The organism is Inquilinus sp., assembly GCF_057815775.1.
Window position 1 is genome coordinate 1 of record NZ_JBYRFX010001150.1, and the last position, 25,989, is coordinate 25,989.

General features: G+C 66.1%; 21 protein-coding genes and 1 pseudogene. 8 read left to right on the top strand and 14 right to left on the bottom strand.

The window, feature by feature from the left end; translation table 11 throughout:
* Positions 1-294: 294 nt before the first annotated feature.
* Positions 295-819 (bottom strand): annotated as a pseudogene (locus tag AC3XYG_RS40730) (EAL domain-containing protein); the annotation flags it as partial.
* Positions 820-1,282: 463 nt separating this feature from the next.
* On the opposite strand from AC3XYG_RS40730, the gene AC3XYG_RS40735 reads away from it, so the two are divergent.
* The 5 genes from AC3XYG_RS40735 to AC3XYG_RS40755 all read left to right on the top strand — a co-directional run bounded on the left by AC3XYG_RS40735 (position 1,283) and on the right by AC3XYG_RS40755 (position 8,103).
* Entirely contained in the window at positions 1,283-2,140 is an 858-nt protein-coding gene (locus tag AC3XYG_RS40735) for a Crp/Fnr family transcriptional regulator (RefSeq protein WP_489145627.1), read from the top strand.
* A 53-nt stretch (positions 2,141-2,193) separates the two neighbouring features.
* Positions 2,194-3,258: a UDP-glucose 4-epimerase GalE gene (galE, locus tag AC3XYG_RS40740; RefSeq protein WP_489145628.1), complete on the top strand. Its 1,065-nt coding sequence runs from the start codon at positions 2,194-2,196 to the stop codon at positions 3,256-3,258.
* Between the two features lie 439 nt (positions 3,259-3,697).
* Positions 3,698-4,513: a response regulator transcription factor gene (locus tag AC3XYG_RS40745; RefSeq protein ID WP_489145629.1), complete on the top strand. Its 816-nt coding sequence runs from the start codon at positions 3,698-3,700 to the stop codon at positions 4,511-4,513.
* Positions 4,514-4,627: 114 nt separating this feature from the next.
* Positions 4,628-6,796, top strand: a complete 2,169-nt coding sequence (locus AC3XYG_RS40750; protein ID WP_489145630.1) for a GumC family protein — start codon at positions 4,628-4,630, stop codon at positions 6,794-6,796.
* Positions 6,797-6,840: 44 nt separating this feature from the next.
* Positions 6,841-8,103, top strand: a complete 1,263-nt coding sequence (locus AC3XYG_RS40755; protein WP_489145631.1) for a polysaccharide biosynthesis/export family protein — start codon at positions 6,841-6,843, stop codon at positions 8,101-8,103.
* Positions 8,104-8,193: 90 nt separating this feature from the next.
* Here the strand turns inward: AC3XYG_RS40755 and AC3XYG_RS40760 are convergent, their stop codons facing one another.
* The 8 genes from AC3XYG_RS40760 to AC3XYG_RS40795 all read right to left on the bottom strand — a co-directional run bounded on the left by AC3XYG_RS40760 (position 8,194) and on the right by AC3XYG_RS40795 (position 16,363).
* Positions 8,194-9,201: a GDP-L-fucose synthase family protein gene (locus tag AC3XYG_RS40760; RefSeq protein ID WP_489145632.1), complete on the bottom strand. Its 1,008-nt coding sequence runs from the start codon at positions 9,199-9,201 to the stop codon at positions 8,194-8,196.
* Positions 9,185-10,255: a GDP-mannose 4,6-dehydratase gene (gmd, locus tag AC3XYG_RS40765; protein ID WP_489145633.1), complete on the bottom strand. Its 1,071-nt coding sequence runs from the start codon at positions 10,253-10,255 to the stop codon at positions 9,185-9,187. The genes AC3XYG_RS40760 and gmd overlap by 17 nt, the downstream gene beginning before the upstream one ends.
* A 183-nt stretch (positions 10,256-10,438) precedes the next feature.
* Entirely contained in the window at positions 10,439-11,458 is a 1,020-nt protein-coding gene (locus tag AC3XYG_RS40770; RefSeq protein WP_489145634.1) for a hypothetical protein, read from the bottom strand.
* Entirely contained in the window at positions 11,448-12,623 is a 1,176-nt protein-coding gene (locus tag AC3XYG_RS40775; protein WP_489145635.1) for a DegT/DnrJ/EryC1/StrS family aminotransferase, read from the bottom strand. The genes AC3XYG_RS40770 and AC3XYG_RS40775 overlap by 11 nt, the downstream gene beginning before the upstream one ends.
* The gene (locus AC3XYG_RS40780) at positions 12,620-13,645 is read right to left on the bottom strand and encodes an NAD-dependent epimerase/dehydratase family protein (protein WP_489145636.1); all 1,026 of its coding nucleotides are present in this window, start codon (positions 13,643-13,645) and stop codon (positions 12,620-12,622) included. Before AC3XYG_RS40780 ends, AC3XYG_RS40775 begins: the two co-directional genes overlap by 4 nt.
* A gap of 35 nt (positions 13,646-13,680) precedes the next feature.
* Entirely contained in the window at positions 13,681-14,796 is a 1,116-nt protein-coding gene (locus AC3XYG_RS40785) for a DegT/DnrJ/EryC1/StrS family aminotransferase (RefSeq protein ID WP_489145637.1), read from the bottom strand.
* Entirely contained in the window at positions 14,793-15,821 is a 1,029-nt protein-coding gene (locus AC3XYG_RS40790; RefSeq protein WP_489145638.1) for a Gfo/Idh/MocA family protein, read from the bottom strand. The genes AC3XYG_RS40785 and AC3XYG_RS40790 overlap by 4 nt, the downstream gene beginning before the upstream one ends.
* Entirely contained in the window at positions 15,818-16,363 is a 546-nt protein-coding gene (locus AC3XYG_RS40795; RefSeq protein WP_489145639.1) for an acyltransferase, read from the bottom strand. The genes AC3XYG_RS40790 and AC3XYG_RS40795 overlap by 4 nt, the downstream gene beginning before the upstream one ends.
* A 473-nt stretch (positions 16,364-16,836) precedes the next feature.
* Between AC3XYG_RS40795 and AC3XYG_RS40800 the strand changes: the two genes are divergently transcribed.
* The 3 genes from AC3XYG_RS40800 to AC3XYG_RS40810 are packed head-to-tail and all read left to right on the top strand — an operon-like array spanning position 16,837 to position 20,587.
* A complete protein-coding gene (locus AC3XYG_RS40800) occupies positions 16,837-18,060 on the top strand; it encodes a glycosyltransferase family 4 protein (protein ID WP_489145640.1) in 1,224 nt (407 codons plus the stop codon).
* Positions 18,057-19,328: a glycosyltransferase family 4 protein gene (locus AC3XYG_RS40805; RefSeq protein ID WP_489145641.1), complete on the top strand. Its 1,272-nt coding sequence runs from the start codon at positions 18,057-18,059 to the stop codon at positions 19,326-19,328. Before AC3XYG_RS40800 ends, AC3XYG_RS40805 begins: the two co-directional genes overlap by 4 nt.
* Before the next feature lie 11 nt (positions 19,329-19,339).
* Positions 19,340-20,587: a glycosyltransferase gene (locus AC3XYG_RS40810; RefSeq protein WP_489145642.1), complete on the top strand. Its 1,248-nt coding sequence runs from the start codon at positions 19,340-19,342 to the stop codon at positions 20,585-20,587.
* A gap of 7 nt (positions 20,588-20,594) precedes the next feature.
* Here AC3XYG_RS40810 and AC3XYG_RS40815 read toward each other — a convergent pair whose 3' ends face one another.
* From AC3XYG_RS40815 to AC3XYG_RS40835, 5 genes are read right to left on the bottom strand one after another with little or no spacing between them, the layout of a single operon-like run.
* Complete coding sequence (locus AC3XYG_RS40815; protein ID WP_489145643.1) at positions 20,595-21,173, bottom strand: LbetaH domain-containing protein; 579 nt, start codon at positions 21,171-21,173, stop codon at positions 20,595-20,597.
* Positions 21,170-22,441: a hypothetical protein gene (locus tag AC3XYG_RS40820; RefSeq protein ID WP_489145644.1), complete on the bottom strand. Its 1,272-nt coding sequence runs from the start codon at positions 22,439-22,441 to the stop codon at positions 21,170-21,172. The genes AC3XYG_RS40815 and AC3XYG_RS40820 overlap by 4 nt, the downstream gene beginning before the upstream one ends.
* A gap of 22 nt (positions 22,442-22,463) precedes the next feature.
* The gene (locus tag AC3XYG_RS40825; protein WP_489145645.1) at positions 22,464-23,378 is read right to left on the bottom strand and encodes a glycosyltransferase family 2 protein; all 915 of its coding nucleotides are present in this window, start codon (positions 23,376-23,378) and stop codon (positions 22,464-22,466) included.
* 32 nt (positions 23,379-23,410) lie between these two features.
* Entirely contained in the window at positions 23,411-24,610 is a 1,200-nt protein-coding gene (locus AC3XYG_RS40830; RefSeq protein WP_489145646.1) for a glycosyltransferase family 4 protein, read from the bottom strand.
* Positions 24,607-25,695: an MraY family glycosyltransferase gene (locus AC3XYG_RS40835; protein WP_489145647.1), complete on the bottom strand. Its 1,089-nt coding sequence runs from the start codon at positions 25,693-25,695 to the stop codon at positions 24,607-24,609. Before AC3XYG_RS40835 ends, AC3XYG_RS40830 begins: the two co-directional genes overlap by 4 nt.
* Positions 25,696-25,989: the final 294 nt, after the last annotated feature.

A 25,989-nucleotide genomic window follows, 5' to 3' on the forward strand; every position in this document is an offset into this window, starting at 1 on the left:
AACATGCCGCAAGAAATTAAATTGATTCTGATGAAATTGAATAATATCTTATTTTAAATTCGAAATTTACTAGGAAAATATTTTTTTATTCTGTGAATAAATTCTGAATTCGGCTTATTATGCCATTCGACGTATTGGATTTTAGGCTATCGCGGTTTTTGTAAAATATGGCGGAGCGAATCGGCAGGCACCTGCTGACTGCCTTGCAACATGCCTTCGATGCTCGATTGTCAGGCAGGACTGACAATCATGCCACGCAGCCGGCGCGGCCGGGGTGTCGTCGCAGGCTGACCGCTATGACGCCCGGGCGAGGAATTCCCGCACCTGCGCTTCGGTCGCGACACCTTCGGCGCACGCCTCAATCTTCAAGCCCTCTGCCAGCGCCAGGATCGCCTTGATGATCACGCTGGATTCACCGCCCTCCTCAAGGGTCCGCACGAACCCCTGATCGACCTTGATCTTGTCGATGGAGAAGCTGCGCAGATGGCTCAGGGACGAATAGCCGGTTCCGAAATCGTCGATGCTGATCCGCATCCCCAACTCACGCAGTTGTCCCAGGGCAGACCGGGTCCCGATATCGTCGTTGAGCAGGACGGTCTCGGTGATCTCGAGCTTAAGCCGGGCCGGTTCGATCCCGGTGGCGCGCAGCGAATGTTCGTCCAACCGCACTAGAGCATGCTTGCCGAACTGCACCTGCGACAGGTTTACGGCAAGCCGCATCTGCCTTGGCCAGGCCATGGCAACGGCGCAGGCTTGCTGCAGCACCCAGTCGCCGATGGCTAGAATCGCCCCGGTTTCTTCCGCCACCGGCATGAAATCGGACGCGTCGAGTAGGACGCTTGGTCAGGTCACCGACACAGCAGGTTGCCTCGAATGGAGGGGAGGATTTCTGCTCCATCCACCGCATCGACTGAGGTGGAATGAGGCCCCTCGACCGATAGGAGAGGCTGTCCTCCAATCTGGTATGGTCGACGAGAGATAATGGCTCATTCGGCCTATCGACACGGCATGGCCTCGCCGGAAGATCGGCCGCGGACCACCACTTGTTCAGGTTACTTTCGCTCCTTGTCCTGGATATATGCAGTTAGTTAGGACGACGCTCGGGGCAGCGCCTGGGCGCTGATTTCGTCGGACCTGACGGCCCGCTTGGAATCGGTGCTCCCACCTTCGGTGGATCTTCATGCCAGAACGATCTAGTGTCCGGCATATTGAAATTTAATCAAATGCAACAGATATTGAATGGGACGCCTCGCTCAGCAGGCAACCGAGGAAGATATTTGGGATGGAGCAAAAGAAATCCCCGATGACCGAAAGGTTGATGTTAACGGGCGATTTATCCGCCGAGGACATAAGAATCATCCAAATACTGCAAGGGAATACGAAGAAATTTCCGGCCAGGCTAGATTTTCCGCGCCCTGCTGAGGGGATTAAGACCCTGTACGTCATCATGCGAGGTTGGGCTTACACTTTCAAGGATTTGCAGGACGGCAGCCGGCAGGTGATCGATGTCCTGATTCCGGGAGACATCGCCGGGCTGAGAACCGGCCTGCTGGCCTCTCCCGATCAGAGCTTCGGTACGATCACCGAAATCGAGGCTGCCGAGATTTCCAACATCGCGATCCTCCGACTGTTCCAGCAATGGCCGCGCGTGGCGTCGTCCCTGTTATGGGCCGCGAGCCAGGACGGCGCGATCCTTGCAGAACGCCTGGTCGATATCGGCCGCCGGTCCGCCACCGCCCGGATCGCGCATTTCCTGCTCGAACTGGGCGTGCGGCTCGAACGTATCGGCCACGGGACACGTCACGGCTATTCCTGCCCTCTGACCCAGCATGATCTCGCCAACGTGCTCGGCCTGACCGCCATTCACGTCAACAGGGTGCTGCGGGAGTTGCGCGAACGTGGCCTGCTCGCGTTCCGGAATGCGGAGGTCGAATTCCTCGATCGCAAAGGGCTGACGGCGCTGGCGCAGTTCGACCCGGGCTATCTGAACCACCGGCCGATCCGTGCCTCCGCGCCGGATCACCAGGAGGTCGACGAGCAGGATGCACGCGATGTCATCGCGCACTCGCCAGCCAGGACTGCTCAAGCCCCGGTCCCGCGGCTGCCTCGCCGCAGGGGACGAGGCGGCCCCTCCGAATAGCATCGATGCCCGATCGGGCACCCAGACCACCCATCGCTGAAGGAAGCAGAGCCATGAGCCTCACCGCCCCTGCCAAACCCGCGCCGGACGACCATGTTTTCGTCGCCGGCGGCGCCGGCTACGTCGGCAGCCATGTGGCCTGGCTGCTGTGTCGCCTCGGCTTCCGCGTCACGATCCTGGACGACCTGTCCACGGGCCATCGGGACGCCGTCCCCGAGCGAGCCTCCTTCGTCCATTGCGACTTGCGGGACCAAGACCATGTCTCGCAGCTCTTCGCGGACGGGAAGCCCAGCGCCGTCATGAATTTTGCCGCACGCAGCTTGGTCGGCGACTCATATCGGAACCCGATGGAATACATCCGGCACAACCTGACGATCATGACCAACCTGGCGCAGTCGTCAGCCGCGACCGGCGTCTCGGGCTTCCTGCTGTCCTCGACCGCAAGCATCTTCAACGCCGACAGCGGCGAGAAGATCGACGAAGACAGGGCGATCGCCCCAAACAATCCCTATGGGGAATCGAAGGTGATGTGCGAGGGGGTCCTGCGATGGCTGGAGGAGGCCTGTGGCGTCCGTACCGCCGCCCTGCGCTATTTCAATGCGTCCGGCGCGCTGTTCTGCGCCGACCTCGGCGAAGCCCATGATCCGGAAACGCACCTGATCCCGATCGTCATCCAGGCCGCCCTCGGGCGGCGCGAGCATGTCGACATTTTCGGCGCCGACCATCCGACGCCGGATGGGACCTGTATCCGGGATTACGTCCATGTTCTCGACCTAGCCGACGCCCATGTCAGGGCCTTGCTGAATCTTAGAAGATCGGGTCGGCTGCGCTACAATGTCGGCTCGGGGACCGGTTACAGTGTCAAGAGCATCATCGAAGCCACGGAGATGATCACCGGAAGGCGCATTGCCACCGTGATGCGGCCGCGGCGCGACGGCGATCCGGCGACGCTGGTTGCCTGCCCCGACAGGATCGGGCGCGATCTCGGCTGGCGACCGGTGAACAGCACGCTACCGACCATCATCCGCTCGGCCCTGGCCTGGCACGCCAAGCATCCTGACGGCTTCGAGCCGGCGCCGTCCTACTCCCGATTTGATGCGGCGTTGCTGCCGGCCTGAGCCCATTAGCCGAACGGACTCCCGGCTCCGGCGTGGTCCAGTACTTATGCATCCTGACAGTAGAGTTCTGGCCTATCGCAAAGGCGAGGCCGGGCAGAACCGGCCGCTATCTCGCATAAGTGTTATAGCACACTGGAAATACCCCTCCATCTTTGTCGGCACCGCCCCTCGAAAGAGGTAGTAATTGATTAACTTATATTAGCTCAAATTTTTGCATAATGCGATAATATCTCCCATCGACAGCGTGATACTTGCGACGTCCGAAATATATCTTCAGTAAATCTTGGAAATATTTTTTCTCCTCCAAGGAAAACTGGAGATGTCTGGAAAATGCACAAAGCAGCGCGAGCCGAGCGAATATGCATAAAATTTTACTAAAACAGAATATCTCACACCGAACCTCGCCGCAGAAGCCGCGGCAAGCTACAGGGGGACAGAAATGACCTATCGTATTGAAACATCCAGTAACCTGGCGAGAACGAATTATTCCAATGCCGCCGCGATCGCTGACAACACCCATCTGGATGCCCCCTCTCACTACCCCGGTGCCTCGGTATCGAAACTACGAACCAATGCGGCGACCGTGATCGTCATCGACTCCCGTGCGCTGGATCGGGAATGCTTGGCCAAGGGCCTGCTGGCGAACGATGCCGACACCTCGGTATTCTCGTTCAGCGGTATCGGGGAATGGCGTGAGGCGACCGAACTGCATGGCCGTGCCTCGGCCATCCTGCTGAGCCTGGGGTCGCGCAACTTCGATGATCCCAATGTCGAACTCGACATCAGCGGTCTATCAGAGGAGTTCAAAGGCACCCCGGTCATTGCGATCGGCGATGTCGACAGTCTGACCCACATCATGAAGATCCTCGAATACGGCGCGCGGGGCTATATTCCGACCAGCGTCGGCCTCAATGTCGCGGTGGAAGCGGTGCGGCTAGCCCGTGCCGGTGGCGTCTTCGTCCCCGTTAGCAGTCTGCTTTCGATCCACAAGCGCATGACGGCGGAGACGACGGCAGTATCGCCGGATCTGGGCACACTGTTCACCGCCCGGCAGGCGGCTGTGGTGGATGCGCTTCGGCGCGGCAAGGCCAACAAGATCATCGCCTATGAGCTCAACCTGTGCGAGAGCACCGTGAAGGTGCACATCCGCAACATCATGAAGAAGCTCAAGGCCAGGAACCGCACCGAGGTCGCATTCAAGATCAGAGATCTGTTCCCGCGAGAAACGTCGACCGGACAACTCCACACCGACTGAGTTTCGATTCAGGTAGCACCGAAGCGATCCGCCCGCGGTCAAGATTGCACGCGGAAGCGGCCGGCATTCGTCTGCTCCCTACTGTTCCTCGTATCAGCGCAAGGATCCACCGACGTGATCGTGTCGAAGCCACATGCCAATCGGCATAGCTGGGGCCTGCGGGACTATCTGAACTGCTTCCGCCGCCGGAAGCTGGCTATCGCCATTCCCGCGGTGTCGCTCCTGGCGCTCGGGCTCACCCTGTATGCGACCTCGCCGCGCCGCTATGTCGCCGAGGCGGTCGTCGCGCTCGACGTCCGCCGGCTTCAGATCCTTTCGACCGAAGCCGTGCTGTCGCCGCTGCCGCAGGAAAGCCCGGTGCTGCGCACCGAGCTGGACGTCATCAGTTCCCGGCTGATGGCGGAGCGGGTGCTTGACCGGCTGCAGCAGCAGGGAGTTGCCCCATCGGCAGCGGCCGAGACTCCGGCGGGATCGCCCGCCCTCCTGTCCCCGGCCGAACGGCGCGAGCGGGTCGACCAGTTGCTCGACAACCTGAAGGTCAGCAACGACGGCCGCTCCTACACCATCTTCATCGTTTTCACCGCTGCGAGCCCGGCCTATGCGGCCATGGTCGCCAACGCCTTCGGTGAGGCCTATCTCGACTATCAGACCGATGTGCAGGCCGCCGCCACGCGGCACGCCAGCGACTGGCTCGGCGCCAAGCTGTCGGATCTGCGGCACAAGCTCGAGGTCTCGGAGAGCTCGGTCGAGACCTTCCGGCGCAGCGCCGGCATGGTCGTCTCGGAGGGCGCCAGCCTCGAAGCCCAGCGGCTCAACACCCTGAACACGGCCTTGATCCAGGCCCGGGCAGACCGCGCGGCGGCCGAGGCCCGGCTGGAAACGGCGAAGGGCCTGGTCCAGAGCGATGACGGCCTGGATTCCTTTGCCGAGGTGCTGAAGTCGCCGATCATCCAGGAATTGCGGGCGGAACAGGCGAAGGTCGAGCGCCAGTTGACCGAATATGCCGATACCGGCGCGGTCAAGGCCAACGACATCCCCGCGCTGCGGTCGCAGCAGGCGTCGCTGCGGCAGCAGATCCGGCAGGAAGTCGACCGTGTTGTCGCCAGCCTGGCAAACGAGATCGCGGTCGAACAGCACAAGGAAGACGCGCTCCAGCTCGCCTTCCAGCAGGCCGAGACGGCGCAGGCGACGGCCAACACCGCGCAGTTGCAGTTGAACCAGCTGGACCGCGAGGCCAGCGCCAATCGCACGATCTATGAGAGCTATCTGACCCGCTACAAGCAGACGATCGAGCAGGATGGCCTGGCCGTGCCCGAGGCCCGCCTGATCTCCCAGGCGGAACCGCCGGGTGTGCCGGCAAGTCCCCGGCTGATGCCCTTCGTCATGCTCAGCCTCCTGGCCGGATGCGGCCTCGGCGTCGGCTTGGCGCTGTTGCGCGAGACATTCGACGTCCGGATCCGGTCCCGCCGCGATCTCGAGGATGCCACGGAGCTGCCTGTCTTCGACCTGATCCCGCAATTCCACCATGCCGGCGCGATGCCGGTCCATGCCGCCGTGGTGGAACAGCCGGATTCACCCTTCGGCGAAGCGGCCCGCCGGCTGCGATCGACGCTGTTCCTCGCGCCGGCAACCCGCCGGGCGCAGGTCCTGGCCCTGACTTCAGCCGATGCCGGCGACGGCAAGACGACCTTGTGCATCGCCCTGGCCCGATCGATGGCTCTGGCCGGACAGAAGGTGATCCTGATCGACGCGGATCTGCGCAACCCGACAATCGCCGAACAGATGGGCGTCACACCGCCGGTGTCGCTGCTGGACCTGATCCGCGATGGCCAGCGCCTAGACGAAGCGATCGCGAATGACAGGCTTTCGCCCAGTCATTTCATCGCCGCACGCCCCGACGCGTTGACCGCCGAACATCTCCTCGGCGAGCCGGGGTTCCAGGATCTCCTGTCACGGCTGCGCAAGCGCTATGACCGCATCATCATCGACACCGGCGCGGTCAGGGCGTCGACGGACGCGGCGCAGCTTGGCTCCCTTGTCGATGCCGTGCTGCTCGTCGCCCGCTGGGGCAAGAGCACCCGCAGCGCCGTCCTGTCCTCGATCCGGCATCTGACGTTCCGCGGCACGCCCGTCTCCGGGCTCATCCTCAACGGCGTGTCCGGCTATCGCCTTGAGCAGGACGAGATCGACCGGCTGGCCGGGCCGGCCCCCACCGAAGGCCCGGCGCCGCGGCCCAGGCCCTACGAGGTCAAGGACGGCATCGGCATCGCCCGGGAAGCCTGACGCCACATCGCAGGACCGCCGGTTCCACCAGGACAATGATCAACATGACCAGCCCCACCTCACGGCGCTCGCGGTATTCGACCCTGCCGCGATTCCTTCCGCTTCTCGCCGGCCTGGTCTGGGCCGGCCCGCTTGCCGGCACCGCCTTCGCCCAGCAGTCTTCCGCCTATCATGCCGGCCCGGGCGACACGCTGATAATCAGCGTCGCCGGGCAGGAAGCGTTCTCCGGCAAGTTCCGCATCGGCCCGGATGGCAGCATCGGATACCCCATGCTCGGTGATGTGCCAGTGGCGAAATTGACGCCGACCGAGATTGCCGACCGCATCGGCCGCGGCCTGAGCCAGTACGTGCAGAACGGCAATGCCGTGCGGGTGTCGATCGACGAATATGCGCCAGTCTTCGTCGTCGGCGACGTCGACCGCCCAGGGCAGTACCAGTACCGGCCCGGCATGATCGCGCTGGAGTTGGTCGCGGTCGGCGGCGGCACCCGGCGTGCGGAGTTCACCACCGAGAGCGGCAAGCTGCAACTGATCGACACGGAGCAGCAATACACCGACCTGAAGCTGCAGCAGTTTTCGCTTCGGGTCCGGCACGCCCGGATTGCGGCCGAGATGTCCGGCAGCGAGTTCAGCTTCCCCCTGCCCGATCATGACAGCGTGCTGGACGCCGGGGTGATGCAGCATGTCGTCGACGCCGAGGCGATGCTGTTCCGAACCCGCCAGGAAGTCCTGCGCAATCAGGAAAAGGCGCTGCAGGACCAGCGCGCCAGCTACGATCCGGAAATCGCCGCCCTGGAGCAGAGCATCAAGCTGCACGACGCCGAACTGGCCCTGATGGCCGAGGACGTCGCGGCGACCAAGACGCTGGCGGACCAGAAGCTCACCATCCAGTCGCGCCTGCGCGAGGTGCAGCGCGAATATTCCGCGACCCAGCGCGATGGACTGGAGCGGCAATCGTTCCTGGCCCGCGCCCATCAGAACCAACTGGATGTGGATCAGCGCATCGTCGAGCTGCACAGCAAGATGGCGGACGACAACGCCACCCAACTGCGCGAGGTCGATCTCGACATCGCGCGGAACGACCAGAAACTGGCGTCCCTGCTGGCCTCGCTGTCCGAGCTGAAGCGCCAGGCCGACACCACGGCCTCGGCGATCACGACGATGACGACGGCCTATGCCATCACCCGCCTGGTCGATGGCCGGTACCAGGACATTCCCGCCGAGGAGCAGACCGTGGTCCAGCCCGGCGACATTGTCCATATCGAGCAGAAGCTGACGACGAGCGGGCTGCGCCTGACGCTGAACTAGCTGAAGGCGCGGCTGCCCCAAACGCGATCGGGTCGAAGCGGGTGGCTTCGGCCCGAAACCGGATTCGCGACCTCAGTCCGGGAGGTGGAGCTAGGCCGAGGCGGCGCGCCGGACCTCGGCGCCCTGCCCGCCGGCGGCGAGCCAGCGCTCATAGGTGTCAACGATGCCCTCGCCCAGGCCGATGCGCGGGCTCCAGCCCAGCGCGCTCATCCGGCTGACATCCAGCAGCTTCCGCGGCGTCCCGTCCGGCCGCGTCGTGTCGAACAGGATCTGCCCGCGATAGCCCGTGATCTCGGCGACAAGCGCCGCCAGGTCGGCGATGGCGATATCTTCACCGACCCCAATGTTGAGCGGCGGCCGCCCGTCATAGCGGCGCATCACCAGCACGCAGGCATCGGCGAGATCGTCGACATGGAGGAATTCCCGTCGCGGCCGGCCGGAGCCCCATATCGTGACGGCCGGAAGGCCGGCCACCTTCGCTTCGTGGAAACGCCGGATCAGCGCCGGTAGCACATGCGACGTCTCCGGGTCGAAATTGTCGTTCGGCCCGTACAGGCTGGTCGGCAACGCGCTGACGAAACGGCTGCCATGCTGGCGGGCATAGCTTTCGGCGAGCTTGAGGCCGGCGATCTTGGCCACGGCATAGGGCTCGTTGGTCGGCTCGAGCGCGCCGGTCAGCAGTTGTTCCTCCCGGATCGGCTGGGCCGTCTCGCGCGGGTAGATGCAGCTCGACCCGAGATACAGAAGCTTCTCGACGCCGGCGCGATGCGCGGCGTGCACGATGTTCGCCGCGATCATCAGGTTGTCGTAGATGAAATCCGCCGGATAGGTCGCGTTGGCGATGATGCCGCCGACGCGCGCCGCGGCGACGAACACGAGTTCGGGCCGGGCCTGGTCCACCCAGGCGTTCGTCGCCGCCTGGTCGGTCAGATCGACGGCTCCGCGGTCGACAGTCAGGACCTCGCATGCCTCGGTCGACAGCCTTCGGCACAGGGCCGACCCGACCATGCCGCGGTGGCCGGCGACCCAGACCCGCTTGCCGCGAAGATCGATCGGCGCTGGCGCGGCCGCGGATCCGCTATCATTCGAAACGGTCATTTCGCCCCACTTCCCGCATGACGGCGTGGAGGTCCGACTGGACCATTTCCGCCACCAGATCCTCGAACGATGTGGTGTGCCGCCAGCCCAGCTTTTCCCGCGCCTTCGTCGGGTCGCCCAGCAGCAATTCGACCTCGGTCGGCCGGAAATAACGCGGATCGATCTCGATCAGCGGCGATCCGGTCCGCGCATCCAGCCCCTTCTCCTCGACACCATCGCCCACCCACTCGATGTCGCGCCCGACGGTGCGGAAGGCCAGCTCGACGAATTCCCGAACGGTGTGGGTCTCGCCGGTGGCGAGCACGTAATCATCCGCCACATCCTGCTGCAGGATCCGCCACATACCCTCGACATAGTCGCGCGCATGGCCCCAATCCCGCTTGGCGTCGAGATTGCCGAGGAAGATGTTCTGCTGCAGTCCACGCTCGATCGCGGCGACGGCGCGGCTGATCTTGCGGGTGACGAAGGTCTCGCCGCGGATCGGGCTCTCATGGTTGAACAGGATGCCGTTCGACGCATGGAAGCCGTAGGCCTCGCGATAATTCACCGTGATCCAATAGGCATAGAGCTTGGCGACGGCATAAGGGCTGCGCGGATAGAACGGCGTGCCTTCGTTCTGCGGCACCTGCTGCACCTGTCCGAACAGCTCGGACGTCGACGCCTGGTAGAAGCGGCAGCGATCCCCGAGCTTGAGGATCCGCATCGCTTCGAGCAGTCGCATCACCCCGAGCGCGTCGGTATTGGCGGTGTATTCGGGCGTTTCGAAGCTGACCTGGACGTGGCTCTGCGCCCCGAGATTGTAGATCTCGTCCGGCATCACCTCCTGGATGATCCGGCAGAGATTGGTGCCGTCGGTCAGGTCGCCATAGTGGATGTGAAACCGGACATCCTCTTCATGCGGATCCTGGTACAGATGATCGATCCGCTGCGTGTTGAAGGACGACGACCGACGCTTGGTGCCGTGAACAACATAGCCCTTCGACAGGAGAAGTTCGGCAAGATAGGCGCCGTCCTGGCCCGTCACACCAATGATAAGGGCAACCTTCTCGGTCATCTCACAGCTCCAGGCGTCAAATTATGAAATAATTCGTTGGTATTATCGGATCTCGAACTTACTTCGACCCGCCCGAGACAGCATTCTGCCTAAAGGACGTGCCCCCGGTTCGACCCATCCACTTTTGGGATAGGGCAAGAAGCGCGAGCAAATCCAATGGCAGAGCCGCCGTGATCCATCCGGTCAAAGCGGCTCCGCGATCCCGCCGGGCCCGATCGGCAGCCCGCGATGGATGATCTCGGCGGCCCGCAATCCACCGGTCTGCAGCCGGATGATCGGCTCCGGCCCAAGCGCACCCAGCAGGATCGCCATATGGCCGGGATGAGGTGCGTTCGGGGGGCAGACGGAGAAGCCGTGCCGACGGGCAGCATCACGGTCGATGTCGCCCCAGAACTGCGCCAGCAGCGCACCCGGCGCTACGCGGGCGAGGTGCTCGATCTCCCGGTCGGTCAGGCGCAGCCGGTCGTCCTCGGGCCGCAGGGACACCACCACGGCGTCCCACGGACCGGGCGGCACGGCGTCGGCACTGTCGAAGAGGTCGGCCGAAGCACCGGCGGCGGCCAAGCCATCGGCGAGGAAGGGCGCAAAGGGATTGTCGCATAGGACGGCGATGCGCCAGCCGGCTGCCGACAGCCCGGCATCGCGCAGCAGCTGCACGCAGAGGGGGCCGAGGAAGGCGAAGACCCCGACCGCGGGATGCCGCTCGTTCACGCCGACGATGGGGATGCTGCGGCGCGAACAGGCCGCACGGTCGATGTCGTCGGTCCGGAACTCCCAGCCCTCGAACATCAGGCCGATGACGGCCCGCTGCGGCAGGTGTTCGATCATCGCCGCATCGAGCGGCCGCAGATGCCCGCTGTTGGTGACGATGTCGGTCATCCCAAGGATCCGCGGCGACAGCTCCTCGATCACCGAGATCGGGCCGCTGACACCGGCGGCCTCCGCCAGGGCCAGGGTCCCGGCCCTCACTTCGGCCACGGAGCCGTGGCGGCTGCCGCGTGTGAACGCCCACACCCGCGCCGCGCCGGCCAGCGCGGCGATGACCGGGGTCGTCGCGTAGGCCCCCGTCGCCGCCTCTGTCAGCACGGTCATTCCGCGCAGGTCGAGTCCGGTGGCCGCGATCTGCTGATGCATCAGGCGGAGAAGATCCTCCGTCGCGTCGGGCTGGCGCGCCGTCATGATCGACGCCGCCTTACGCGACACGAGCCTGCTCCGAGCGAGCGCGGTATCCGGGATCGAGCACCCGCCGGAGTTCCTCGACGACCTGGATCTGCATCGCCACGGTCATCTGCGGGAACAGTGGCAGCAGGATGCAGCGGTCGCGCGCCTGTTCGGATTCCGGCAGCGGCGTCCGCAGCTCCTCGCCGGCATAGGCCGGTTCCAGATGCGCGCACATCACGCCGCGGCGGGTGGCAATTCCGTTGTCCAGCATGTGCTGCATCACCGCCCGCTGATCGGCCTCGGGCGGCAGCCGCACGCAATAGCTCTGCCAGTTCGAACGCGCCCAGTCGGGCTCCACCGGCGGCGTGATCCCGTCGACGACGCACAGCAATTGGCGATAATTGTCCGCCAGCTCGCGCCGCCGCGCCACGATCTCCGGCAGCCGCTTGAGCTGTTCGCGCCCGATCGCAGCCTGGAGGTCGGTGAGCCGATAGTTGTACGCCGGCTCGCTATATTCCTCGAAGATGACGGTCTGGCTGCCATGCCGGACCGTGTCGGGCACCGACATGCCGTGCTGGCGAAGCAGGCGGAACCGGGCATCCCAGGCCGGGTTGTCCGTCGTCAGCATGCCGCCGTCGCCGACGCTGACCAACTTGCGCGGATGGAAGGAGAAGCAGGCGATGTCGCCCCGCGTGCGGCCGACCCGCTCCCATTCGCTATCGATCCGGATCTCCGATCCGGCCGCGCAGGCCGCATCCTCGATGACGGCGAGGCCTTGGGCCCGGGCGATCGGCACGATGGCGGCGAGATCGCAGGGCATGCCCATTTGATGGACGCAGAGAATGGCCTTGGTGCGTGGCGTGATCGCCTGCTCGATGCCGGCGGGGTCGATGTTGAAGGTGGGCGCGTCGACATCGATGAAGACCGGCACCGCCCCGCACTGGCGGATGGTGTTGGCGGTGGCGATGAAGCTGTGGCTGACGGTGATGACCTCGTCGCCCGGCCCGACCCCGAGGGTCAGCAAGGCCAGATGTAGCGCGACGGTGCAGTTCGAGACTGCACAGGCGTGGCCGGCGCCGACGAAGGCAGCGAACTCCGCCTCGAAGGCCGCGACCTGCGGCCCTTGCGTCAGCCAGCCGGACCGGATCACCGCCGCGGCGGCGGCGACCTCGGCTTCCCCGAGCAGGGGCTGGGCGATCGGGATCATTGGGCGGCCACCTCGACGGCCTGCGGCATCGGCGCCGTCGGGCTGCTGGCCGAGGCCTCGCGCCACCAGGCCACCAGTTCACGCAGCCCGGCCTCGAGCGGCAGGTTGGCCCGGAAGCCGAGATGCTGTTCGGCATTGCTGATGTCGGCGGTGCGCTTGGCCACCGGGTTGACCGCCCGTTCCGCCACATGCGTCGGGGTCAGCCACGGCCGGCCCATCACGCCGGTCATCATCTGCGCCAACTCCAGCAGCGAGGTCTCGGTGCCGGTGCCGACATTGAACACCATGTCGGTGGCATCGGCGGTGGCCGCCAGGATGTTGGCCCGCGCGACGTCGTCGACATTGACCAGATCCATGGTCTGCAGGCCGTCGCCATAAATTACCGGCGCGGAGCCCGATTCGATCCGCTCCATCCAGCGGATCATCACCTCGGTGTAGCGGCCATGGATGTCCATGCCCGGGCCGTAGACGTTGAAGTAGCGCAGCGCCACGTAGTCGAGCCCGTACATGTCGTTGAAGGACCGCAGCAGCCCCTCGCCGAAGCTCTTGGCCGCGCCGTACAGGGTTCGGTTGGCGTAAGGGTGGTGGACCTCATTGGTCGGGAAGCTGTCCGCCATGCCGTAGATCGAGGCCGAAGACGCCATCACCACCTTGCGCACCTTGGAGGCGACGCATTGCTCGAGCAGGTCGAAGGTCGCATCGACCATCACCTCCATCGCCAGCCGGGGCTCGGCCGCGCAATGGGTGATGCGCAGCGCCGCCTGGTGGAAGACCGTGTCGATCCCGTCGACCAGTCCGGCCACGACCGAGCGGTCGCGGATGTCGAGATCAATCAGGCGGACGCGACCGCTGGCCATCGCCCCCGTCAGGTTTTCCGGCCGGCCGCGGATCATGTTGTCGACGACGAGGATCTCGGAGCATCCGGCCGAGACGAGCTGGTCGACGATCCTCGACCCGACGAAACCGGCTCCACCGGTCACCAGCACGCGCTTGTCGGCCAGAATGCCGCTTTGGCTGGACATGATGATTCAATCCTGTGGTTTGGAATTGGCGTCGGTCAGGCGACCGAGGCCCTTAGTGGTTGGCAGATCTGCGAAACCGCCCAGGCGATCTGCTCCACGGCGCTGTCCGCCAGCTCGGGGTAGATCGGCAGCGACAAGGTCTCGACCGCCATGGCCTCGCTGACCGGGAAATGCCCTGGTCCGTGGCCGAGATGGGCATAGGCCGGCTGCAGATGGACCGGCCGCGGATAGTGGATCCCGGTTGAAATGCCGACCTGGGCCAGTCGCGCCCGCACATTGTCCCGGTCTTTCACCCGGATGGCGTAAACGTGATAGGCGTGATCCCCGCCCGCCGGTGTCGGCAGCTGGACGCCGGTTTCGGCCAGGGCCTGGTCATAGAGCCCCGCGATCCGCCGCCGGGCCGCCGTCCAGTCGTCGAGATGGCGCAGCTTGACATCGAGCGCCGCTCCCTGGAGCGCGTCCATACGGAAATTGAAGCCGAGCCGAACGTGGTTGTACTTGCCGTTCTGGCCCCAGTCGCGCAGGCAGCGGATCGTTTCTGCCAGATCCGCCCGGTCCGTCACGATTCCGCCGCCCTCGCCGCAGGCGCCCAGGTTCTTGCCGGGGTAGAAGCTGAAGCAGCCGATATCCCCGAAAGTGCCGGCGGAGATGCCGTTCCGCTTCGCGCCATGGGCCTGTGCCGCATCCTCGATCACCCAGAGGCCATGACGGCGGGCGATCGGCAGGATCGCGTCCATGTCGGCGATGCGGCCGTGGAGGTGAACCGGAATGATCGCCTTGGTCCTGGGCGTCAGCGCCGCCTCGATGCCGGCGGGGTCCATCGTCCAGGTCTGTGGGTCGATGTCGACGAAAACAGGCGTGGCGCCCGTGTACAGAATGGCGGCGACGGTGGCGACGAAGGTCATCGGGACCGTGATTACCTCGTCGCCAGGACCGACCCCCGCCGCAAGCAGGGCCAGATGCAGCGCCGACGTGCCGGTGTTGAGGGCGACCGACTCCCGTGCACCGCAATAGGCAGCGAAGGCGTCCTCGAAATCCGCCACCGGCGCGCCCATGACGTAATCGCCGCTGCGCATCACCTCCAGCATCGCCCGTTCGAGTTCGGGGCCGATGGCTGCGTATTGGGCGCGCAGGTCGAGGAACGGGATCATGAAGCTCTCCGCAGCTTGACGAGATCGATGGGCTGGCCACGCTGGCGCATCGACAGCGATGCGGCTTCCAGCAGTTTGACGACACGGAGGCCGCTCGACCCGTCGGTCACGGGGCTGGTCTTGGCCTCGATGCATTGGACGAAATGTTCGATTTCGGTCAGCAGCGCTTCCTTGACCGATATCTGGGGCGATGACATGTCGCCCATCCGGTACGACACCATGGCCTTCCGGACTTCTTCCGGATCGCTGGAGACGTTGACGCCACGGTCGTAGATCTTGATCTTCTCGCTGGTCTGCAGATCGTCATAGACGATCATCTTCCGGCTGCCGCCGATCAGGGTCTGGCGGATCTTGACCGGCGCCAGCCAGTTGACGTTGAGATGGGCGATGGCGCCGCTGGAGAAGAAGATCGTCAGCTGCGCCATGTTCTCCGGGCTGCCGGGGAAATGGCCGACGCCGCTGGCCGAAACCGCCAGCGGCTCCGACGGCAGGATAAAGTCCAGGATGGCGAGATCATGCACCGCCAGGTCCCACAGCACGTTCACGTCGCGCTGGAACAGACCCAGGTTGATGCGCGTGGAGTCGTAGTAATAGAGGTCGCCGAGCGCACCAGACTCGATCATGCCCTGGATGGCCTGGACCGCGCCGGTGTAGACGAAGGTGTGGTCGACCATCAGTGTCAGGCCACGCCGCGCCGCTTCCTCGATCAGGATCTCGGCCTGCGCCGCCGTCTCCGTGATCGGCTTTTCCACGAAGACGTGCTTCCCGGCCCGCAGCGCCGCGAGCGCGATGTCGAAATGGGCCGAAACCGGTGTCGCCACCATCACCACGTCGACTCGCGGATCGCTCACCAGGTCCTGCCAGTCGCCGGCCAGCCGGGCGGTCGGGTGCCGCTTGTGCGCCCGCCGCAGCGCGTCGGCCGACTGATCCGCGATGGCGGCGATGCTGCAGCCTTCGGTCTCGGTCACCACGCGGGCCAGGTTCGGCCCCCAATAGCCATATCCGATCACGCCGATGCCGATCATAGTGCGGTCTCGCTGGTCAGGGTTTCGAGGACGGGCTGCAGTCGGGCCGGCTTCGGGCTGAGTTGCTTGCGGCGCTCGCGGATGTCGCCGATCACGCGGGCCGGAACGCCGGCGACGATGGCGTAATCAGGGACATCCCGGGTGACGACGGCGCCGGCCCCGACAAGGGCTCCGATCCCGACGGTGACGCCGCAGACGATCGTGGCGTTGGATCCGATCGAGGCGCGCCGGCGGATGAGCGTGGGCGAAAGCTCCCATTCACCGTCGCGCTGCAGGCTGCCATCCTCGTTCGTCGCCTCCGGCAGCAGGCCGTTGGTGAACATCACCCCGTGGGCGATCATCACCTCGTCCTCGATCACGACGCCGTCGCAGATAAAGGAATGGGAGGAAATCTTGCAGGACGCGCCGATCCGGGCGCCCTTCTGGATCTCGACAAATGGCCCGATCCGGGTGTGCGACCCTATGGTGCATCCATAAATGTTGACCAGGTCGCGATGGAATATAACGACGTCTTCTCCAAATTCGACATCAGTGATTGCCATTATTTCCTACCAGATGAGATGAGATGCCGAGTATAATTTGCACAACGCCAATATCTGGCGACCGACAAATGATATCGAAATTGGCCCGACTACAATATTATCAAAGGGGAATAGAGGCTGATCGGCCGGACGCTCATTGGGTGTAATTGGAAATCCAAAGAGGATGACCGTCATCTACCCCCCTACCTCCGACGGATGAACGCCTAGGTCCGGGGGCGGTAGCCGGTGCCGGCCAAAGCCTCTCGCTACCGCCTTTTCGGCCCTTGTTGGACCGCGGGATGCGCCGCCACTGTGCAGATGCCATGGCTTTCAGCGAGCCCGGCGCTTCGTGTGCCCGTCCGGGACCTGGCGATCCCGCAGACCGGCGACACGGGATTTTTCAAGCGATTCAGTGGCGTCGGCAGGGATATCCAGCGATGAAGATCATTCTGATAAATCGATATCTCTATCCTGACGAATCCGCGACCAGCCGGATGACGTCTAGCCTGGCTTCCGCCCTTGCCGCCCGGGGGTTCGATGTGGTCGGCCTGGCCAGCCGGGACGTTCACAACGACCGGCGGCAGCGGCTTCCGGCCGACGACAAGGTCGGCGACCTGGCAATCCATCGCCTGGCGACCTCGCGCTTCGGGCGTTCGCGGCTGTGGGGCCGGGCGCTCGACTACCTGACCTTCCATCTCTCGGCAGCGCTGTGGACGCTGCGCCATGCCCGGCGGGGAGATGTCTGCGTCGTCTGCACCGACCCGCCGATGCTCTCGGTCACGCTGGCCCTGCCGCTCCGGCTCAAAGGCGCGCGCATGGTCAACTGGCTGCACGATTTGTTCCCGGAGGTGGCGTTGGAACTCGGCGTTCCCGGCGCCAGCCGGCTCGGCTCCATCGCCCTGCGCCTGCGCGACTGGTCCCTGGCGCGGGCCGAGCGCAACGTGGCGCCGATCGAGGCGATGACACGGCTGCTCGGCCGGCGCGGAATTCCCACCCGGACGCTGGCCACCATCCGCCACTGGGCCGATGGCGACGGCATCCGCCCGGTCCGGCGTGAGGACAACGCCCTGCGCCGGGAATGGGGCCTGACGGACAAATTCGTGGTCGGCTATTCCGGCAATTTCGGCCGGGCCCATGAGTTCGACACCATCCTGACCGCCGCAGAGCGGCTGAAGGACCGGGCCGACATCCGGTTTCTGTTCATCGGCAACGGCCACAAGCGCGCGGCGGTCGAACGCTGGATCCACGACCACGGCCTGGACAACGTCGTCTTCCGGCCGTTCCAGCCGCGCGAGCGCCTGGCGGAAAGCCTCGGCGCCGCCGACGCCCATCTCGTCTCGCTGCTGCCGCCGCTGGAACCCTGCATCATCCCGAGCAAGTTCTACGGCATCCTGGCGGCCGGCCGTCCGACCCTGTTCGTCGGCGACCTCGACGGGGAGGTGTCTAGGGCCGTCAAACATGGCGAATGCGGCCACGCCGTCGCGATCGGCGATGCCGAAGGCCTGGCCCGACACATCGTAACGCTGCAGCAGGCGCCGGCCGCCTGCGACCGCATGGCGGCGAATGCTCGGCGGCTGTTCGAGGCCGAATACACGGAGGCCCGGGGCTGCACCGAATGGATCGGGCTGATGGACAGCCTGCTGCCCCAGACCGTGGCGAACACCGACCCCGGCCGCGCCGCCGAACCGCGAGTGACGCAGGAAAGGAAGGCGTCGTGAGCGGCACCGTCGTCGTCAGCCAGCTGGGCGCCCGCATGCATTATGCCGTGCCGCGCATCCTGTACCGCAGCGGCCAGCTCGAACACTTCTACACCGACATCTGTGCGACCAAGGGCTGGCCCCGGCTGCTGAAGCTGCTGCCGGGCAAGCTGCGGCAGCGCGGCCTCCGCCGCCTCATCGGGCGAAACCCGGCCGAGATCCCGGGGGACCGGATGACCTGCTTCGCCGGAATCGGGCTGGAGTTCGCCCTGCGCCGGATGCGAGCCCGCAATCTGTCCGAGGAGACCTGGGCGGCACTGCATGTGGCCCGGCAGTTCTCGCAGCGCGTCGCGCGGTCGGGTTTCGGCAACGCCAGCGGTTTCTACGGCATCGCCGGCGAATGCCTGGAGCAGATGCAGGCCGCCCGTGCCCAGGGGCTGTGGACCGCGGTCGAACAGATCATCGCGCCCCGCGGCGTCGTCGACCGGCTGATCCTCGAGGAGGCCGAGCGCTTTCCGGATTGGCAGGGGGCCGGGCCGCTGGATCTCCATGCCGAGGCATTCGGCGCGCGAGAGAAGGCGGAATGGGCGGTCGCCGACGTGATCGTCTGCCCGTCCGAGTTCGTCCTGCGGACCGTGATCGAGAGCGGTGGCCCGGCGGAGCGGTGCGTGCTGGTGCCGTATGGCGTCGACACGCGCTTCCAGATCCCGGACCGCAACCGGATCGGCGGCCCGCTGCGGGTCCTGACCGTCGGCGCCGTCGGGCTGCGGAAGGGGTCGCCCTATGTCGCCGAGGCCGCACGGCGGATGGCGGGCCGGGCGGTTTTCCGCATGGTCGGAAGCTGCAACCTGCCCCAGCCCGTGCGATCCACGCTGGGTGACGTGGTCGAGTTGACCGGCCCCGTGCCGCGGCTGGAGATCCTGGACCACTACGCCTGGGCCGACGTCTTCCTGCTGCCGTCCATCTGCGAAGGCTCGGCGACCGTGGTCTATGAGGCGCTGGCGGCCGGGTTGCCCGCGGTCACCACCGCCAACACCGGCAGCGTGGTGCGCGACGGCACCGATGGCGTCATCGTCCCCATCCGCGACGCCGATGCGATCGTCGAGGCCCTGACGGGCCTGCACGAGAGCCGCGGCCGTCTCGCGGAAATGTCGCGCCAGGCCCGGATCAGGGCGAAGGATTTCGACCTGAGCGCCTATGGCCGCCGTCTGCGCGAAGCTCTCGACGGCGCCAGGCCGGCCCTGCCGATGGCTGCGGATGACCGCATGGCCAGGCACGCCTCCAACTAGAAGGATCGGCCATGTCTTCGAAGCCTGTCCGCCTGTCCGCCCCGTCCTGGCCCACATCATCCGCCCGGGAGGCATCGCAGCCGGCCCCGCTCAAGGTCGGAATGCTCGTGGCCTCGACGGCCTCCGCCGATGGCGGCATCTCGGAGCTGATCCGGGAGCTGAGCCGGACCATGCATCGGCCGCCGTCGCTCGAGGTCGAGGTGTTCACGCTCGATCGCGGCGGCAATGCGGATCCGGCCGGCTGGGACGGCATCGCGATGAACCAGGCGAAGACGCGGGGACCACGATCGTTCGGCTATTCCTCGGACCTCACCGCGACGCTGCGGAACTCCGATGTCGACCTGCTGCATGTGCATGGCCTGTGGATGTATCCATCGATCGCGGCGCGGCGCTGGCACGCCAAGACCCGGCGCCCCTACCTGATCAGCCCGCAGGGCATGCTCGACCCCTGGGCCCTGGCCAATAAATCCTGGAAGAAGCGGATCGCGATGCGGCTGTACGAGGATGCGCATCTGCAAAACGCGTCTTGCCTGCACGCCGTCGGTCACTCCGAAGCCGAATCGATCCGCGCGCTGGGGTACCGGTCCCCGATCTGCGTCATTCCTAACGGCGTCAACCCGCCCCCGGCGGACCTGGCGGAGCCGGGCTGGCGGGAGCGCCTTCCCGCGGATGCCCGCATCCTGCTGTTTCTCGGCCGCCTCACCCCCAAGAAGGGTCCCGGCCAACTGATCCGGGCATGGTCGGCGCTGCAGGAAAACTGGCCGGCAGCGCGGCTCTGGCATCTCGTCTTCGTCGGCCCGGGCCCGGAGCCGTATCTGCAGGAGCTGAAATCCCTCGCGGCGCAGGTCGGGGAGGCAGACAGCATCCATTTCGTCGGCCCGGCCTATGGCATCGACAAGGCCGCGTCCTACGCCGCTGCGGATGCCTTCGCCCTGCCGTCGTTCAGCGAGGGCATGCCGCTGGCCGCGCTGGAGGCCTGGTCGCACGGGCTGCCGGCGCTGCTGACGCCGCAATGCAATCTGCCGGAAGGCTTCGCCCGCGACGCAGCCATCGCCATCGACCCGGAGGTCGGATCGATCGCCGACGGGCTGCGCCGGCTGACGGCCATGACCGACGAACAGCGCGCGGCCATGGGGCAACGCGGGCAGCAGCTCGTCACCGACTGCTTTTCCTGGGAAGCCGCCACCCGGCAGCTGGAAGAGGTGTATCGCTGGATGCTGGGACAGCGGCCTCAGCCCGACACGGTCAGGCTGGCCTGACAGGCCGTCAGGCCGGCCCTGTGCCGGCGTCGTCCGACCGTTCCCGCAGCCGGATTGGCCGTGCCGGATTGCCGGCGAAGACGGTCCATGGCGCCAGGTCGCGGAACGCGACGCCACGCGCGCCCAACACCGCCCCCTCCCCGACCGTCACGCCGGGGCCGACGAAGGCCTCGGCCGCCACCCAGGCCTGGGCACCGATGCGGATCGGACGCGCCACGAGCGGGAACGCCGCGACATCGATGTCATGCGTGCCGGTGCACAGATGCGCTCCCTGCGAGACGCTGGCGAACGGCCCGATCGTGATCGAGGCAACGTTGTAGCAGGTGACGCCGGGCGCGATCGACGCCTGCGCCTCCATCGTCAGGTTGGCCGGCCACCAGATCCGGGTGTGGCCGTAGACGCGGGCGGTGGCGTGGATCCGGGCGCCGAAGGCGACCAGCAGCAGCCGCCGCCACCGGTGCAGCGGCGGTGGCGTCCAGGCGCCGAGCAGCCCCCACACCATCATCCACAGCAGCCGCAGCAGGCGATCGGACAAAGCGAAGGTCGCCCCGCCGAGGCGCGGCTGCGGAATGTCGAGATCCTTCATGCTGTCGTTTCCATCGCCAGGGCCGGCATCGGTGTTGCCTCACGCTGCGGAATCCGGGCGTAACAGAGCGCCGGGACCAGCAGCAGCATCACCTGGATCCATTCCGTGAGCAGCCATTGGGTGTGATGCGAGATCGAGTGCATGCCGGGCACGATCAGCAGCATGTAGAATAGCTGCGGCACGGCATGCCCGGCCATCGCCGCGCCGTAGAGCCGGCTGAGGACGAAGGCGATGATGAAGAACTTGATCGCGCCGAAGAACCAGAGCGACGCGAAGGCATCGGACATCCCGGTTTCGGTCGTGCCGTTCGGCGGGTCGTAGTCGCGGGCGTATTGCCCGTCGATCTGGATCAGCAGCGCATCCTTGAGGGAGCGGCCGACCAGCTGCGCCGGGACGTAGTTGAACACCAGGATGTTCCAGTGGAACAGCCCGTAATCGAACACCATCGACTGTTCGACCGCGTTGATGCGGAAGATGGCGTTGCGCATCTCCGGCCCGCCGGTCTCGATCAGCGTCTCGAACTTCTGCAGGGGTGACAGCTGGGTGACCTGGACGGACCCTGGCTGTTCCTTGGCGCGGCTGAGATCCCGGTAGTCTTCGGTGCTGCTCATCATCACCGTGCCGCCGAGGACGCCGGCGAGGATGAGGACATAGGGGATCGCCCGGCGTCGCTGGAACCACACCGCCAGGGCGATCATCAGCACAAGTTCGGTCGTCTCGCCTCGCTTGCCGGTGACGAAGATGCGGTCGAGGTAGAAGACGGCGTCGAACAGGGTGATGCCGAGCGCCATGTAGGATGGCCGCCGGAGCAGGCACAGCAGCGAGACGCAAAGACCGTAAGGCAGCAGCTTGGAGAAGAAGAACAGCACCACGTACCAGCCGGTGAACTGCGTCGCCACCGCCTGCTCGATCGGGATGCGGCCGAGCTGGTAGTAGAAATAGGCGCCGATCAGCGACAGGCCGGCCGATGCGATCAGGAGCCGGCGTTCGTCCAGCTGCCAGCGGAACGCCTTCATGATAGGGCGGTCCGGCTTCCAGCCGAGCCAGCACATCGCCACGCACATGATGGTGAAGACGACGGCCCGGACATACGCGCCGTCCGGCAGGAACGGGTCGTTCGCCAAGCCGGGCAGCTGCGGCAGGATGAAGGAGAAGGTGATGGCACCGGCCAGGAACGGGAATTCGTAGATCCTGCCCTTCCGTCGCATCGCTGCCAGCAGCATGCAGCAGACGAAGCCGACCAGCAGCCAGGTGGCGATCCAGTTCACGACGCTGCCGCCCCGGCCCCGGTCATCCTGCCCGGGCCGGCGTCTGGGCGGGTGCGGCGTGGGTTGCCGCCGCGACCAGCGGCGGGGCTGCCGTGACCTGGCCCGCGGCCATCATCGTCAGTTCTTGCCGCTTCAGTGCCGACTGCCAATAGTAGAAGAAGCGCGACATGGCGAAGTGGAAACCGGCGGTGCCGTCGAGGAAGCCCAGCTTCAGCACGTAGGAATGCAGGAAGGCGACCAGACCGCGGGCCGGAATCCGCCGGAAGATCGTCTTCAGCAGGCGGCGATAGGCTGTGTCCGTTTCGGCCAGCTGCACCATGACGCCCTGCACCGCCAGCAGCGCCTCCCAATCGGTGTATAGGTCGTAGCGGCGCAGCAGGGCCGACAGCGGCTTGCGGTCCCAATGGGTCAGCGCCGCGCGCAGACGGCCCACGGTTCCCTTGATCGCCGGCTGGTAGTGGCCCTCGACCTCCCACCCGCCCTGGACGCCGATATCGGCCGGGTGTGGATAAGCGGTGCGGCGGCGGTCGGACAGCATCAGCTTCGAATTGTGATGCCCGTAGCGGAGCGGCGTGCCCAGGAAGACGTAGCGCCCATCGATGAAATAGCCGGCGTGGCGGGGCTGCTGCCCCTTCTCGAACAGGCGGGCGATCTCCCGCACCAGCTCCGGCGACAGGATCTCGTCGGCATCGAGGGCCAGCACCCAGTCGTTGCGGACCAGGGGATGGATCATCCCCCACTCCTTCTTCTTCGGGTACTGCCCGTTCCAGCGGAATTCCACGACGGTGGCGCCGAGCCGGTCGGCCTCCTCAGCGGTACCATCCTTGCTCAGGCTGTCGACGACCAGCACCTGGTCGAACTCCCGCAGGGCTTCGAGGCAGGGCGGGATGTTCGCGACTTCGTTCAGGGTGGGAATGATGACCGAAACGGGGATCATGAAAAACTCCAGCACTGGGGACGGCCGGCGCGTCAGGCCTGACGTTCGCGCAGCGTTCGAACCGAATTCTTGACGAAGGTGGGCAGGTAGGTTCTGAGGCCGGGCCGGAGCCCAGGCGGGAAACGCCAGCGTGCCAGGTCGAGCGGGGCGGCCACCGCCGGTCGCGTCCGGGCGAGGCCCTCGAGCAGGTCGCGGTATCGTTCGGCCATCAGGGCGACGCCGAACTGGTCGCGCGCCGTGAGGCTCGACTGAGCCGACATCCGGGCCAGCGCCGCCGGGTCGCGCAGCAGCTGCGCTAGGCAGGCGGCCGCGGCCGCGGTGTCGCCCACCGGGAACAGACGGCCGTTCTCGCCATCCCGGATCGCCATGTCGGTCACGCCGCGCAGCAGCGACGCGACCGGCACGCAGCCCGCCGTCATCGCCTCCACCAGCGTCACCGGGAAGCCCTCGAAGCGCGACGGCATGATCAGCGCGTCGTGTTCGGCCAGCAGGGCGCCCACGGCGTCCGGCGCCACGGCCCCGGCGAAGCGGATGCGCGAGCCGAGATCGGCGCAGCGGTGCTTCAGCCTGGCGAGGTCCGGCCCGTCGCCGGCGACGGTGAGCGTGACCCCGTCCGGCGCCTCGCGCAGGATGCGCGGCAGCCAGAACACCCCCTTGGCCTGGTCCTCGACCCGCCCGAGATAGAGCAGGCGAAGGCCGGCCCCGCGCGGCTGGCGGTCGGCGCCGGCGATGCCCGTCGCTTCGATCCCGTTCGGGATCACCACCGTCCGGTCGCGATCGAAGCCGTGATGCGCCGTCAGGTCGGCCCGGATGCGTTCGGAGACGCCGACGGTCGCATGGACGTGATCGCGGATCGTCCGGGCGGCGGCATAAGTGCCGGGCGTGATGTTGTGCACGATCATCACCCGGGTGATCTCGGGCGAGAGATAGCGGACGACATTGGTCTGCACCCGGTCGGCGCAGACATTGACGAAGACGCCGTCATAGCCGCCGCCCTCGATGGCATCGATCATCGCCCGGGCGCTGGCCTTGTCGTCGTCGTCCCGGCGCCCGGCCAAACTGCCGCGCACGCCCTCGGCCCGGAAGGCCGGGCTGGCCAGCGCGGCATGGGCGCCGGGCCCGCAGCCGAGCCACTGGACATCGATGCCGGCCGGACCGAGTCCCGCATGCAGGTGGCGGAAGACGGAATAGGTGCCGCCGAGATGCGGGAAGCAGAAATAGGCGAATTTCATTGCTTGGAATCCGAGACCAGACTGCCGGCAGCCGGGGCACGGCCACGCCGCGTCGCGGCCCAGACGAAGCTGGCATGCATCGCGCCCGGCACCAGCAGCCCCACGGTCAGCACCGCGTCGGGGATGCGGAACACCTCGCCGAGATAGGCGATCGCCCCCAGCAGGATCGCCAGCCCGGCCAGGAAGGCCGACACGATCGCGTGCGGCATGCCGAGATCCAGCAGCAGGTGGTGCAGGTGCCAGCGGTCGGGCGAGAACGGGCTGCGCCCCACCAGCATCCGTCGGATGATTAGGCTGAGGATGTCGAGCATCGGGATGATGCAGACCCAGAGCAGAACCGGGAACGGCATCGTCGGTTGCGGCCCGGACGAGAGATCGACGACGAAGAAGCCGATCGCGGCGCCCAGCATCATGCTGCCGGCATCGCCCATGAACACGGTGGCCCGCGGCCGCCAGCGATGGCGCGTGTTGAACATGAGAAAGCCGAGCACTGCGGCCAGGAGCAGGCCGATCTGCATCACCAGCCCGTCGCGCCCGATGAAGGAGGCGAGCAGCGCCAGCCAGAACAGGGCGGCGGCTGCCATCCCGCCGGCCAGGCCGTCGAGCCCGTCGATCATGTTAAAGGCGTTGGTGAGCCCGACCAGGAAGAGGATGGTCACGCCGACGCAGAGGCCGGACAGCACCGGCTCGCCCAGTGCCGCGACGAGGCCGGCGGTGCTGCTGCCAAGATTGCCGATCTGATGTTGGCCGAGGACGACCATGGCGATGGCGGCGAAGGTCTGGGCCAGCAGCCGGATGAGGGGTCGGATGTCCAGCCGGTCGTCCACCGCGCCGACGGCGACGATTACGGCGAGGCCACCGGCGAAGGCCCAGGGACCGCGAAGGGCCGGGTCCAGCATCAGGAGCCCGATCCCATAGGCGGCGAACATCGCCAGGCCGCCGCACCGCGGCACCACACCCTCATGCCGCTTGCGCTCGGTGGGCCGGTCGACCAGCCCGAGCCGCGGCGCGATGCGCTGCAGCCACGCGACCAGGACGACGGCGAGGAGGAAGCCGTTCAACAGATGGGGAGTCAGGTCCGGCATGTTCGTCTTCCCGAAAACATCTGGGTCCGCGGCGCCAGGACGCGATGAAAAAGTGGAATGAAAGCTCCCGGGGCCTCTGAGAAGCTGAGGCACCCTAGGCGGCCGGCAGGGGCGCGCTCGATTCGGGAAAACTAATGAGATGTCGCCGTCCGGAAGGGGCATGGGCATGCCCCTGCCCCCTCTTTGGTGGCGGTTGCCCCATACCCGGCATCAGCCGTCAGGACAGGCATGCGGACCGGAGCCTCCGAACCACTCCTTTCGATCACCCCGCCACCCACCAAGGCCGATTGGCGC